This is a genomic window from Psychroserpens sp. BH13MA-6 (assembly GCF_052983595.1).
This window is the reverse complement of the sequence record NZ_JBRJGE010000001.1, coordinates 818,999-832,410: the sequence shown is the minus strand read 5'-3', so window position 1 is coordinate 832,410 and position 13,412 is coordinate 818,999. Positions and strand designations below refer to the sequence as shown.

General features: G+C 35.6%; 14 protein-coding genes. 7 read left to right on the top strand and 7 right to left on the bottom strand.

The genetic code is table 11. The features are described 5' to 3' along the window. Window positions 1–41: 41 nt before the first annotated feature. Genes ACU8DI_RS03655 through ACU8DI_RS03645 form a run of 3 tightly spaced genes read right to left on the bottom strand, consistent with a single transcriptional unit; the run spans window position 42 to window position 2,601 of the window. On the bottom strand, window positions 42–716 hold the full coding sequence (locus tag ACU8DI_RS03655) for an acyltransferase (protein ID WP_447111379.1): 675 nt from the start codon (window positions 714–716) through the stop codon (window positions 42–44). Continuing rightward, window positions 685–1,497, bottom strand: coding sequence for a glycosyltransferase family 2 protein (locus ACU8DI_RS03650; RefSeq protein WP_447111378.1), 813 nt, complete (start codon window positions 1,495–1,497; stop codon window positions 685–687). Before ACU8DI_RS03650 ends, ACU8DI_RS03655 begins: the two co-directional genes overlap by 32 nt. Window positions 1,498–1,506: 9 nt before the next feature. Further along, window positions 1,507–2,601, bottom strand: a complete 1,095-nt coding sequence (locus tag ACU8DI_RS03645) for a glycosyltransferase family 4 protein (RefSeq protein ID WP_447111377.1) — start codon at window positions 2,599–2,601, stop codon at window positions 1,507–1,509. A gap of 103 nt (window positions 2,602–2,704) precedes the next feature. Here ACU8DI_RS03645 and ACU8DI_RS03640 point away from each other — a divergent pair, with 103 nt between their 5' ends. The 4 genes from ACU8DI_RS03640 to ACU8DI_RS03625 all read left to right on the top strand — a co-directional run bounded on the left by ACU8DI_RS03640 (window position 2,705) and on the right by ACU8DI_RS03625 (window position 6,970). Next, window positions 2,705–3,211: a hypothetical protein gene (locus ACU8DI_RS03640; RefSeq protein ID WP_447111376.1), complete on the top strand. Its 507-nt coding sequence runs from the start codon at window positions 2,705–2,707 to the stop codon at window positions 3,209–3,211. 102 nt (window positions 3,212–3,313) lie between these two features. Further along, the gene (locus ACU8DI_RS03635) at window positions 3,314–4,624 is read left to right on the top strand and encodes a UDP-glucose dehydrogenase family protein (RefSeq protein WP_447111375.1); all 1,311 of its coding nucleotides are present in this window, start codon (window positions 3,314–3,316) and stop codon (window positions 4,622–4,624) included. Beyond that, on the top strand, window positions 4,624–5,610 hold the full coding sequence (locus ACU8DI_RS03630) for a UDP-glucuronic acid decarboxylase family protein (RefSeq protein WP_447111374.1): 987 nt from the start codon (window positions 4,624–4,626) through the stop codon (window positions 5,608–5,610). Before ACU8DI_RS03635 ends, ACU8DI_RS03630 begins: the two co-directional genes overlap by 1 nt. Before the next feature lies 1 nt (window position 5,611). Further along, window positions 5,612–6,970: an undecaprenyl-phosphate glucose phosphotransferase gene (locus ACU8DI_RS03625; RefSeq protein WP_447111373.1), complete on the top strand. Its 1,359-nt coding sequence runs from the start codon at window positions 5,612–5,614 to the stop codon at window positions 6,968–6,970. Here the strand turns inward: ACU8DI_RS03625 and ACU8DI_RS03620 are convergent. Both ACU8DI_RS03620 and ACU8DI_RS03615 read right to left on the bottom strand, forming a co-directional pair. Beyond that, window positions 6,967–8,130: a glycosyltransferase family 4 protein gene (locus tag ACU8DI_RS03620; RefSeq protein ID WP_447111372.1), complete on the bottom strand. Its 1,164-nt coding sequence runs from the start codon at window positions 8,128–8,130 to the stop codon at window positions 6,967–6,969. The genes ACU8DI_RS03625 and ACU8DI_RS03620 overlap by 4 nt on opposite strands. After that, window positions 8,123–9,448, bottom strand: a complete 1,326-nt coding sequence (locus ACU8DI_RS03615; RefSeq protein ID WP_447111371.1) for a phenylacetate--CoA ligase family protein — start codon at window positions 9,446–9,448, stop codon at window positions 8,123–8,125. The genes ACU8DI_RS03620 and ACU8DI_RS03615 overlap by 8 nt, the downstream gene beginning before the upstream one ends. Window positions 9,449–9,555: 107 nt before the next feature. On the opposite strand from ACU8DI_RS03615, the gene purD reads away from it, so the two are divergent. Further along, the gene (purD, locus tag ACU8DI_RS03610; RefSeq protein ID WP_447111370.1) at window positions 9,556–10,827 is read left to right on the top strand and encodes a phosphoribosylamine--glycine ligase; all 1,272 of its coding nucleotides are present in this window, start codon (window positions 9,556–9,558) and stop codon (window positions 10,825–10,827) included. A 2-nt stretch (window positions 10,828–10,829) separates the two neighbouring features. Here the strand turns inward: purD and ACU8DI_RS03605 are convergent, their stop codons facing one another. Beyond that, on the bottom strand, window positions 10,830–11,057 hold the full coding sequence (locus ACU8DI_RS03605; protein ID WP_447111369.1) for a DUF6341 family protein: 228 nt from the start codon (window positions 11,055–11,057) through the stop codon (window positions 10,830–10,832). A 96-nt stretch (window positions 11,058–11,153) separates the two neighbouring features. Here ACU8DI_RS03605 and ACU8DI_RS03600 point away from each other — a divergent pair, with 96 nt between their 5' ends. Further along, the gene (locus ACU8DI_RS03600; RefSeq protein ID WP_447111368.1) at window positions 11,154–12,077 is read left to right on the top strand and encodes a DUF6427 family protein; all 924 of its coding nucleotides are present in this window, start codon (window positions 11,154–11,156) and stop codon (window positions 12,075–12,077) included. Here ACU8DI_RS03600 and upp read toward each other — a convergent pair. Continuing rightward, a complete protein-coding gene (upp, locus tag ACU8DI_RS03595; RefSeq protein ID WP_447111367.1) occupies window positions 12,066–12,725 on the bottom strand; it encodes a uracil phosphoribosyltransferase in 660 nt (219 codons plus the stop codon). The two genes, ACU8DI_RS03600 and upp, sit on opposite strands and share 12 nt — an antisense overlap. A 71-nt stretch (window positions 12,726–12,796) precedes the next feature. Here upp and ACU8DI_RS03590 point away from each other — a divergent pair, with 71 nt between their 5' ends. After that, window positions 12,797–13,405: a DUF4254 domain-containing protein gene (locus ACU8DI_RS03590; RefSeq protein ID WP_447111366.1), complete on the top strand. Its 609-nt coding sequence runs from the start codon at window positions 12,797–12,799 to the stop codon at window positions 13,403–13,405. Window positions 13,406–13,412 lie beyond the last annotated feature (7 nt).

Here is a 13,412-nt window from a genome sequence, read left to right as displayed (position 1 = left end):
ATCACGTCTCTTGGATCAACAGCCTTTGGATAAGACTTTTATTACAACTGCTTTAATACTTTTGCAGGAACACCACCAATAACAACATTTTCCGGAAAACGGCCTCGCACCACAGAGCCTGCAGCGACTACTGAGTTCTTACTGACATGACACCCGTCTAGGAAGGTCACTTTAGCGCCTACCCATATATTATCCTCTAACACAATGCCTTCAGAAGAAACACCTTGTTCTCTAATAAGCTTAGAACTATCTGAAAAATTATGATTTTCAGAATGAAAACTCACGTATGGTCCCATGATAACGTCACTACCTATTTGAACACCTCCAGAGCACCCAAAGAAGGCGTACTCTCCAACACCACTATTGTTCCCAATACGAAGACCTTTCCCATATTTAGACATGTGGCTCGTGATGCTCACCGTTGAATATGCTCCAATTTTAACCGTATCACCGAAAACCACTTTGTCTTTCGCGTAACAATCTAGTGTCACATATTTTTCAAGGGTACAATTTGCACCAAATGAAAAATTTCTTTTGTGCTTTACACGAACTCTTTTTCCAATAAATATTTTTTTCCGAAGAAACAGCAAGCCTCTAAGGCGCATGAGTAAACGCGTATATAAAAAACTAAGGATCAGCTGATCAGGAAGGTCACTGTCAGGCGTATAGCTTTTACCGTTTTTTTCAAGTAATTTCTTTAAAAGCTTTTTTAACATTCTTGAAATTAAAATTAATCCATAGTGCCAATTTAGACCATATCTTGGAAGCACTATTTAAGTGGATATCTACATATAAATGTAAGCTTTTTTTCAGCATGTGCTGTCTTTGCACACTATATCCACCATGATGAATATAACTAATTGATGGAACATACATAGCATGAAGTCCTAAATTGTTCACTCTTTTACAATAATCAATATCTTCGGCATACATAAAATACCGTTCATCTAAGCCATGTAGTTGTTGCCAAACCTTGCGCTTAGTCAAAAGAAAAGACCCTTCTATCCAATCTACTTTTAGTGGTGTTTCAGAATGGAAATCACCTGTTTTAAAACCACCTCTTTTTTCAAATAAAAGTGAAAGCTTAAATAATTTTATAGGCGAAGGAAATCTACCTGCAGAAAATCGATACGCTTTGTTCGATCCTAGCATTTTGATGCCTACAACGCCTACGTGGTCGTTTTTCAAAACGTCTATGGCTGGTGATGGATTATCCAAGAGTACTGTGTCGTTGTTTAACAGCAGTAAGTAATTACCGGTAGCATGCTTAGCACCAGCATTATTACCTCCTGCAAAACCGAGATTTTCTTTAGAATTGAAAAGTTTAATGCGATCGGCATGATGATCCTCTAAATAACGCATAGAATCATCTGTAGAATGATTATCCCATATAATGATTTCATAATCGATACCATCACACATTTTGTAAATCGATTCCAAACAATCAGACAGGTATTTTCTGCCATTGTAATTAACGATGATAATTGATAAATCCATGCGACAAATTTAAACGGATTTTAAGACTGACAAGAGTTCCTTAGCTGCTTTTTTCCAGCTGAAGGTCGCAGCTCTCGCTTTTCCTTTTGCTACCATGGTCTCGTATAGACGATCATCGTTTAAGAGTTTGTTCACCTGATTGGCAATATCTGTAATCTTATTTGGATCAACATATAAAGCAGCATCTTCGCAAACTTCAGGTAATGACGTGGCATTAGATACTACGGTTGGCGTGCCATAATACATAGCCTCTAAAGGAGGTAAACCAAACCCTTCTGCATAAGAAGGAAAGCAGAACACTTTCGCCATTTGGTAAAACTTTCCAATATCGCTATGAGACACAAAACCAACTTTGATTACTCTATCAGCGATGTCTAAATCTTCTATAAGTAGATTCCAGTCTAGCGTCTTATGGTCGTCTTTTCCAACAATCACCAACGCTATATTTTTTTCTATATCAGGCATGGCTTTCAGTAGATTTTGAATGTTTTTTCTAACATTCAATCGCCCTAAATAGAGTATAAAATCTTTGGGTAAATTATACGAAGCTAAAAAAGCGTCCTTATCAAAATCTTGTTCGTTGTTTTGGGAGTCTACCAAACCAATGCCATGGTGTACAACACTGATATGTTCCTTCTTTGTGAAGCCATGGGCAATCATACGTGCTTTTTCTGAATGTGAAATCGTAATGACGTGATCGGCAAATTTTGAAAGGTATTTCATGGGTCTAAAATAGATTCTTTCTACCCATGAAAAATACTCGGGAAAGTCCATAAATAGCGCATCATGAACATAGTTGACTATTTTTTTTGCTCCCCAAAAAGGTGTGTAATTTTGATATAAACAGATGTCTAAATTATCTTTTTTAGTGTAAAAAGGCAGAATGAGAAAATTGGTAAGGGCATTGATTTTGTTTGGGACATAAACTAAATGCACGTTGCTTCTTTGGATGGGAAATTCTAAAGCTTTGTCTCTTTTGTCCAAATAGATATAATAGTCGTTCAAAAGATCCATCTCCAGAAGATGATTAACAAGATTTTCTACAACAACTTTGCCACTCGGGTGACCATTAAAATACCATTTGGCATCTATTCCAATTCTCATTGATTTTAATCAAAATATTTCCTCGGCTAAAGTACTAAGTTTAAATTTAGTATTGTAGTCAAGCTACGTGTTTTTAATTTATATATTTGAATTTTAAAACACTATGAAACCCATTTATCATCTATATTGTTTGATTTGTTTAATGGCTTTTACCGTCATATCATGTTCCGAATGCTGTGAAGGCAATGCTTTTGAATTTCGCGCTAGAATTGAACTAACAGTTAAGAAAAATGACACCTTGGAACTAGTTTACACCAACCAGGCATCAAAAACAGCATCGATTGTTAAAATTGTTGAGGGTAAAGACGAACCACAGTTTGTGGAGTTTTGTTTAAATGAAGAACCTGTAGATTTGGCATTTCAATTCGGTAATGAACTAAAGGAATATCAATTAAAAATAGCAAGTCTTCTTTTAGAAAATAAAGACTATCAACTATTTATCAGGGAAGGGCATCAATTTCATATGTATTTTCAAGGCAATCAAAACATCACTTATCTAAAAGACACAAACACTTATCAATTTTCAAGGGCTGATGAGGTTACAAACACACCAGTTCTCAATGCTCGAAAGCCTATGAAAACAAGATTAAAAAAAAGACTTCAATTATGATTTTTACCTTAGTTTCAAATCATAGAAGGTCAAATGAATTAATGAAAAATAAAGCTATGGCAAAAGTTATTATTTCTATTTTTGCAGCATAAATAATAGTAAATGAAAATATCAGTAATAGGAACAGGATACGTTGGATTAGTAACAGGTACTTGCCTTGCAGAAACAGGGAATGAGGTGCTGTGTATTGATATAGATCAAAATAAGGTAGATTTAATGCAAAGTGGCGAGGTGCCTATTTATGAACCTCACCTTGATGTGCTGTTTGATAGAAATATCAAAGCAAATCGTTTAAAGTTTTCGACCTCATTGTCTGAAGGTCTCGAACATGGCGACATTATATTTTTAGCTTTGCCAACACCTGAAGATGAAGACGGTTCTGCCGATTTATCCTATGTATTGGGTGTGGCTAGTGATATTGGAAAGCAAATCAAGGATTATAAAGTCATTGTCGACAAAAGTACAGTGCCTGTTGGCACCTCAGATAAGGTAAAAGAGGCGATTGAAAAGGAAACCAACGTTAATTTTGATGTGGTATCTAATCCCGAGTTTTTAAGAGAAGGCTTTGCTGTTGACGACTTTATGAAACCGGAGCGAATTATCATAGGCTCAAGTTCAAACAAAGCGACAGCGCTCATGGAAAAGCTTTATAAGCCCTTTGTAAGATCAGGAAATCCAATCATCATAATGGATGAGCGATCTGCAGAGCTCACCAAATATGCCGCCAATTCATTTTTGGCAACCAAGATTACGTTTATGAACGAGATTGCGAACTTTTGTGAGAAAGTTGGTGCTGATGTTGATAAGGTGCGTGCAGGTATGGGAACAGACTCTCGTATAGGAAAACGATTTTTATTTCCAGGAATTGGTTACGGTGGTTCCTGCTTTCCGAAAGATGTAAAAGCACTTTTTAAATCTGGGCAAGATCATGATTATCACTTTGATATCTTACAGTCAGTTATAAAAGTTAACGATATTCAGAAGAAAATATTAATTCCTAAGATTGCCACACATTTTAATCAGGAATTAAAGGGGAAAACTTTTGGAATATGGGGACTTGCCTTCAAACCAGAAACTGATGATATTAGAGAAGCTCCTGCACTTTATATGATTGATGATTTGCTAGAAAAAGGTGCTACACTGCGTGTGTTTGATCCAGAAGCCATGCCGAACGTTCAGAAAAAGTTTGGAGATAAGCTTTACTATGCTAACAACATGTACGATGCGGCAGATGGTGTAGATGCCTTGATTATATGTACAGAATGGAGTATATTTAGAACACCCAATTTTAATTCGTTAAAATCGAAAATGAAACAGCCTAATATCTTTGATGGTCGTAACTTATACGATATTGAAGACATAAAAAGCGAAGGGTTTTTATATAAATCAATAGGAAGAGATACGATTAGTTAATGGAAAATGTACTTATTACAGGAGCTGCTGGTTTTTTAGGGTCACATTTATGTGATCGTTTTATAAAGGAAGGGTTTTATGTCATAGGTATGGACAACTTTATCACGGGTGATAAAAGAAATTTGGAGCATCTAGATGCCAACCCAAATTTTGAGTTTATCGAGCATGATGTCACCAAACACATCACCGTTGATAAGCCTTTAAAATATATTCTTCATTTTGCCTCTCCTGCAAGTCCAATAGATTATCTAAAGATTCCTATTCAAACACTCAAAGTTGGGTCGTTAGGAACTCATAATCTGTTAGGGTTGGCCAAGGCGAAAAAGGCGCGATTATTAATCGCTTCCACCTCTGAAGTTTATGGTGATCCATTAGTGCATCCGCAATCTGAAGACTATTATGGCAATGTGAATACCATTGGTCCGCGAGGCGTTTATGACGAAGCCAAACGCTTTCAGGAGTCGATTACTATGGCCTATCATAGATTTCACGGGTTAGAAACAAGAATCGTACGCATCTTTAACACTTATGGACCAAGAATGCGATTAAATGATGGTAGAGTGATTCCAGCATTTATGGGTCAAGCCTTGAGAGGTGAAGACTTGACAGTCTTTGGAGATGGTAGCCAAACACGATCATTTTGTTATATTGATGATCAAGTTGAAGGCATTTTCAAGTTACTCTTTAGTGATTACGCATATCCAGTTAATATTGGTAATCCTCATGAAATTTCAATTAAGGACTTCGCAGAGGAAATCATCAAATTAACGAATACATCACAAAAAATAATATACAAGGATTTACCAGTTGATGACCCTATGCAGCGGCAACCCAACATTTCCTTGGCCAAAAAACTGCTCAATTGGGAACCAAAAGTGCAAAGAGAAGAAGGGATGAAGAAAACATTTGAATATTTTAAAGGACTATCTGAAGAAGATTTGTTCAAAAGGGAGCACAGGGATTTTTCAAAACATATAAAAATATAAATTGAGCTTATTTAAACAAGGACGCTATTCTGGGTATTTGAGACCTATTTCATACTTAATTGACTTAAGTATCATCAATGGTTTTGCTATATTCTATTTTTTTAAGAATATAGACCCATTAGTCTTTTTAACTTTTTCCTTGTGTTCTTGGATTACCTTATCTATCTATTCCAATTTTTATGAAGTCTATCGTTATACGAGAGAAGTGAAAATTTTCTCCTTAACATTTAGGCAAATGGTTTTGTTCACCTTAATCATGTTTTCATTTTCTGGCTATTATCACAATTTAGATATTTATCCAATTACCATTTTTAAGTACATCATTGCTGTTTTTTTAGGCATCACGTTTTTTAAGTTTGCGATTTACTATTTACTACAAAAATACCGTGTGTCATTTGGTGGTAACTACCGAAGAACCGTCATTTTTGGTGCTAATAAAAAGACCAAAGCATTGGAGAATTTTTTTAATAAGAATCCCGAGTATGGCTATGTTCATGTGAACACGTTCAGTTTAAAGGACAAGAAAGAAAAAGCTTTAGATGCGCATTTCGACTACATAAAAAAAGAGGGTATTGATGAAATTTACTGCTCCATTTCAGAACTCTCTAATCAGCAGATAAGCGAGATTGCTGATTTTGCCGATAACAACCTTAAAATCTTAAAATTCTTACCAGATAATAAAGAAATCTATTCTAAAAAATTAAAGTATGAATACTACGATTATATTCCCATTTTATCTTTGCGGAATATTCCTTTGGAAGATTCATTTAACATGGTGATCAAGCGTATTTTTGATATTGTATTTTCAAGTTTGGTGATCGTATTTATTTTATCTTGGCTCACACCAATTATTGCGATTTTGATTAAGTTGGAATCCAAAGGCCCAATATTTTTTAAACAATCTAGGAACGGATTTAATTACAAGGAATTTGATTGTTATAAGTTTAGGTCTATGACACCCAATAAAGATGCACACTTATATCAAGCAACACGAGGCGATCAACGAATCACTAGAACAGGAAGGTTTATTCGCAAAACAAGTATCGATGAATTACCTCAATTTTTCAATGTGTTGTTTGGAGACATGTCTGTAGTAGGACCGAGACCACATATGGTAAGCCATACCAATATGTACGCTAAAAAAATAGATAAGTTTATGGTGCGTCATTTTGTGAAGCCAGGAATTACCGGTCTTGCTCAAATTAGTGGTTTCAGAGGAGAAATAGAAACTGATAAAGACATTATTGGACGTGTGAAATACGATATTTTTTATATTGAAAACTGGTCGCTTTTACTAGATTTAAAGATTATCACGCAAACATTTGTCAATGCTGTTAAAGGAGAAGATAAAGCCTATTAAAGCTTGCGCTTTAAAGATTCAATTTGTTGATCGAAGTCGAAATTAATCACTGCAGTCTGCTGAATTTCCTTTCTTTTTTCAGTGGTGATTTCTTCCCTTTTAATATCCGAAATGACCGCATTTAAATGGTTGTAATCTCCAGCGCTAGCCACCCAGCCTAATTGGTACTTTTCTATGACCGACTCACCTTCACCACCTCCAAAGTAAATCGTAGGTAATCCCAAACGTGCATACTCAAATATTTTTGAAGGCACACTACCATAAATTCGATGTAATAACGGAATAATGGTCACATCATATTGGATTAAAGCAGTATGTAACTCTTCTCGACTAACACGTCCATGAAATACAATAGGTAATTCAGGATGTTCCGTGATATAATTTTCAATCTTTGTCTGTTCTGCACCAGAGCCATAGATGTGAAATTCAATGTGGTCATAATTTAATTCATGACAAAGTCTATAAACTCCTTGAGCAATTCCTAAAAGACCTGCATACACAATCTTTAATTTTTCAGGCCTAGGATTGTCTATAAGCGTTGGCGGATTGAAATCTGGAAAGTTTCTATAAAGGAACGTCTTCTTTTTGGGGCATATGCTTTTAACATGACTTAAGATTTCTTCACTTTGTCCCAACACCAAATGGGCTTTTTTATAATTGAATTTTTCAATGCGCTCCAAGATGCTATAGCTAAAATTCTTCTTAAAAGCACCTAGTTCCAAACCAGCAATTGGCCAAAGGTCACTCACGTTCAGAATGAGATGTCTTTTTTTACGTCTTAGAAATAGCATGCAGGTAAAAGCGACCAAGAGTGGTGGTGATTGAACTATAACTGTTTTAGGAATTTTGTGCCAAATGAAAAACCATACCAAACTGAAACTGTAAGATAGCATAGCTAGTAATCGCAACAGCTTGTTTTTGGAGTTGCTGGCATATATCCAAAGCCGATGAACCCTTATACCGTTTTCTATGGAACAATCCTTAAATTTTCCTTTATAATCTTTAAAAATTTTTCCAGTGGGATAATTGGGCAGTGGTGTGATCACACTGATGTTATAGTCATTGTTTTGTAAACCATTCGCCAAATGATAAATCCTATTAGACGCAGCGCCAATTTCAGGAGGAAAATAACTCGTTATAATTAAAATGTCCTTACTCATAGGTCTCTTGGCTAACTCGTGATGAAAACTGCTTTAATTTGCCGCTTTTAGATCGTTTAAGTTCCTCTCGTCTTTCAAATGTTATTGTTAAACCTTTTTCAAGATAATTGGTCATTTCTTCAACGATTGTTGCTTTTTTTGCCTCTGTAAGTTCCTTATCACTTACATAAGTCACATGGAATAAATGTTTTTCCTTTTGCTCAATAATGAACTCTTTAACATGACCATCATCTTCAATGATACTTTTTGTGATGTAATAAAATGTGAGTCCAGCTGCTTTTTTTCCGCTCGGTAAAATGGCCATATCATTAGTTCTTCCAGTGAGCTTTTCTAAAATGGGCATTCTGAGGGTGCTATCCTTTGAAAGCACGCCAATGTCTCCAATATCATATCGTATAAATGGGTGTGCCCGATTGTAAAGAGAGGTGATAATAATTCGCCCTTCTTCACCATATGGAAGCACGCGATCTTCATCGTCTAATATTTCCACGTAGAGGGTTTCACTATTAACTTGCCATTGATGACTAGGATTTTGAAATGCAATCAAATCTAATTCTGAAGCACCGTATTCATTTATTACAGGCACACCAAATACTTGTTCTAGAAGCAATTTGTCTTGCTCAAATAACATTTCCGAAGTAACGATGCACGCTTTAAGGCTAGGACAAATAGCAGTTAGTTGAATGTGATGCCGCTTTAAGAATTTAGCAAACTGAACAATAGCACTTGTATAGCCATTAATGTAATCGAATGACGCGGTTTTAAATTTTTTTAGATGGGCTTCAAATGTCGCATCACTTAAATCAAATACTGAAAACCGAAACCGCTTACTTAATCCGTCTTTGAGACGTTCTTTGTAGTAACCTTTTTTATCGAGTGGAATTCCATAAAATCGTGCCTGTCTCGAAGTATTAAAATTTAAGTCGTACCAACCAAACCGATTCTGTATAACGGCCCAAGTCATGGCGTGGCAAAATTTATCTTTTGCAAAAATAAATGGATCGCCCGAAGATCCAGACGTCTTGTTAACGTAAACGTTTTTCATATGGAACCCTTTAGAAATACGCTTATCCAAAGGTTGTTGTAAATGACGTTTGGTTAGTATTGGTAAGTCTTTCCAATTATTAGAATCTCTTTCTCTTAGTAATGATTGATAAAAAGGATTGTTCGTAATGTGATGCTTCACAATTCCTTGCCTTTTTTCCTTTACAAATGTTTCAAAGGACTGGTCGTTTTTTTGCTGAATCATAGACAATTCAGCTTTTGCCTTTTGTAAAGGATAGCCATTAAGCCGTAATGAAAAATCAAAAAGGTTCAAAAAAACATGGGTTTTGAATGTGATGTAAAGTAAAGAAAAAAAAGTCTTGTTGCGAAGTTAAGTTAAAGCTGAAAAACGATTATTTTTACACAAACAAAACAGATAAGATGAGAATTTTAATTCTTGGTTCAGGAGGAAGAGAACACACCTTCGCTTGGAAAATAGCGCAAAGTCCTTTATGCGAAGCCCTTTTTGTAGCACCCGGAAATTCCGGCACAGCTGAAATAGCTAAAAACATAGACCTTAAGGTCACTGATTTTAATGCGATTAAAACCTGTGTTTTGGAGTATGAGGTTGATATGGTGGTGGTAGGACCAGAAGATCCGCTCGTACAAGGGATTCATGATTTCTTTTTGAAAGACTCACAATTACAAAATGTGGTGGTGATAGGCCCTCAAAAAGCAGCGGCTCAATTGGAAGGAAGCAAAGAATTTGCTAAGGAGTTTTTAATACGACACCAAATCCCTACAGCTGCTTACCAGAGTTTTAACGCTGAAAGCGTCGCGGACGGTTATAAATTCCTCGAAACTTTGAAGCCTCCTTATGTGCTAAAAGCGGATGGATTAGCAGCTGGTAAAGGCGTATTGATATTAAATGATTTGGAAGAGGCAAAAGTTGAACTAAAGCATATGTTGGTTGACGCCAAGTTTGGTGAAGCGAGTTCCAAAGTGGTTATTGAAGAGTTTTTGGATGGTATAGAATTGAGTTGTTTTGTTTTAACTGATGGAAAACACTATAAAATTCTACCCACTGCCAAAGATTACAAACGCATTGGTGAAGGTGATACAGGATTGAATACTGGTGGCATGGGAGCTATTTCGCCGGTGCCTTTTGCGACCAAAGAATTTTTAGATAAAATAGAAAGTCGGATTGTAAGACCAACAATTGAAGGCTTAGCTAAAGACAACTTACCATACAAAGGATTTGTCTTTATAGGTCTCATCAAAGTTGGTGAAGACCCAAAAGTGATTGAGTATAATGTAAGAATGGGCGATCCTGAGACAGAGGTCGTTCTACCTAGGCTTAAAACAGATCTTGTAGAACTATTTAAGGCGATTTCTGAAGAGCGTTTGAATGAAATAGCTATAGAAATTGATGATAGAGCAGCCACAACAGTCATGCTCGTGTCCGGAGGTTACCCTGAAGCTTATGAAAAGGGAAAGGAAATCACGGGTATTGATAAGATAAATGGCTCTATTCCATTTCATGCTGGAGCCGTCCTGAAAGAAGGAAAAATAGTGACTTCTGGAGGACGAGTCATGGCCATCACTTCATATGGCAGCACGTATAAAGAGGCCATAAAAAAATCCTATCAAAATATAGAAAAACTACATTTTGATAAGATGAATTATCGTAAGGATATTGGGTTTGATTTATAAACTTATAGATAAGAATGAGAAGTGACAGTTTTGTCTTCTTCATTATTATCATTAAATTTTTTAAGCTGTAACATCCAATACACCATGGCTACAATACCAATGATGATAAATATCCATGACAAGATATTTGCAGACCACCAATTTTCTAATTCCAAAGCTCTTAAAGCATCAAAAGGTGCAAATAAAAAATTGACGAATAAATCCTGTATAGCGTAAAAAAAGTCTTTCATTCTTGTGATTTTTTAGAAACTCATAACAAGCTTCAAGGGTATAATCATATATTTACAGTGCAAAATTACATATTTTTTTCATTTTAAGCTATATCAATGATTTCAAATTTATTTAGCAAATCAAAACCTATCAACTATATCGTGGTAAGCCTTATCTTACTGTTGGTTTTTGTGGGTGCTAGATATGACGTTTTAGTTAAGGAAGTCAGTGTCTTAAACTTGTCAAAACAGTTGGGCTTGTTTTTAGTAGCTCTGCTCTCTGTCTTTGTATTCGATTTTTTTGTTTCTCGTAATAGTCTCACTAAAAAGAATAGTTACAACATTTTGTTGTTTGTGCTGTTTTTTGCCATTTTGCCTCAAACCATTTCTAATTCTGAAATTTTATTCGCTAATTTTTTCGTGCTTTTGGCTTTACGCAGACTTATTAGCCTAAGAACGCAGAAGGATGTCAAGAAAAAACTATTTGATGCCTCTTTTTGGATTGCCATAGCAACCTTGTGTTATTTTTGGGCAGCCATTTTCATGATCCTGATTTTTGCAGCCCTTTTAATCTACGCCATAACAGATATTAAAAATTACATTATTCCTTTTGTAGGTGTAATTTGTGTCGCGGTTTTGGTGACCTCGTTTTTAATTATAAGGGAGTCAGATATTATCTTATTTGCCAACAACCTCTATGGAATTAGTTTGGATTTTAGTCCATTGAATTCCAAACAGATTATTATTGGCTCAACCTTGCTATTATCATTCGGGCTATGGTCCTTATTCTACTACGTAAAGAACATCAAATCTCAAATGAAAACGTATCGACCCTCTTTTAAACTGGTGTTGATTGCGGTGTTTTTAGGCTTGATAATTATCGCAGTAGCACCCTTTAAAACAGGGAGTGAGTTCATATTTATTTTTGCACCCTTATCCATAATAGTCACCAACTATCTAGAAGTTATCTCAGATAATTGGTTTAAGGAAACTTTATTGTGGGTTTTTGTATTAACACCAATCGCGTTACTAATCTTGTAGTTTTTGACCAAAAGCTAAATCTCCTGCATCACCCAAACCTGGAACAATATATCCTTTATCACTTAAAGTATCATCAATAGCAGCAATCCAAAGGTGTGTGTTTTTATCAAAGGATTTATTGACAAAATCAACGCCTTCCTGAGCGCCAATAACACTCACTAAATGAATATGTTTTGGTGTTCCAAATGGTTTTAAGGCTTCGAATGTTGCGACCATCGATTGTCCTGTAGCGAGCATTGGATCAGCTAGTATTAAAGTTTTTCCTTCCAAACTAGGGCATGCCAGATATTCAACAATAATCTCGAATGACTCTGGATGATGCTTGTGATGCCTGTACGCAGAAATAAAAGCATTTTCAGCATTATCAAAATAATTGAGCAAACCACTATGCAATGGCACACCGGCTCTTAAAATAGAACAAAGAACAACATCATCATCATATAAATGTGTGTGATTTTCACCCAAAGGGGTTGTGATCTTTTGAGGTTTATAATTTAAGGTTTTGCTTAACTCATAACATAAAACTTCACCAATACGCTCGATATTTCTTCGGAACCGCATACGGTCGGTTTGAATCTCGGAATCTCTTATTTCAGAAACAAAGGAATTTAAAATGGAATGTTCATGGGAAAGGTTATGAATGTGCATCGCTTGTAGTCGTTTATAAGGAAGCTAAAGTTAATAATAACTTCTATATTTGCACTTTAAAATCAAATATTATGTTCTCAGAAAACGCAAATAAAATTTTTCAGGAAGTTATTGACACTTACCATATCATCAATACGGTGGATCAGCCTTTTACAAACAAATATAATAAAGACACACATTTATTAGAACATTTGTTATATCGAAAGTCATGGATAGATACGGTACAATGGCATTACGAAGATATTATTCGCGACCCTCAAATTGATCCTGTAGCTGCCTTAAAATTGAAACGTCAAATTGATGCATCTAATCAAGACAGAACGGATATGGTAGAATATATTGACAGCTATTTCCTTGAGAAATATAAGGATGTCACACCAAAATCTGATGCGACAATTAATACGGAAAGTCCAGCTTGGGGTGTTGATAGATTGTCCATTTTAGCATTGAAAATTTATCACATGAATGAAGAGGCAACAAGAGAAGATGCTTCAGCAGCACACAGAGATGCTTGCCAGAAGAAGTTGGATGTGTTGTTGGAACAGCGCGTCGATCTTTCTACAGCTATCGATACCCTTTTAGAGGACATTAGCAATGGCGATAAGTATATGAAAGTTTACAAGCAGATGAAGATGTATAATGACGATGAACTCAATCCTGTGCTTCGTTCACAGAAATAGTTAACCG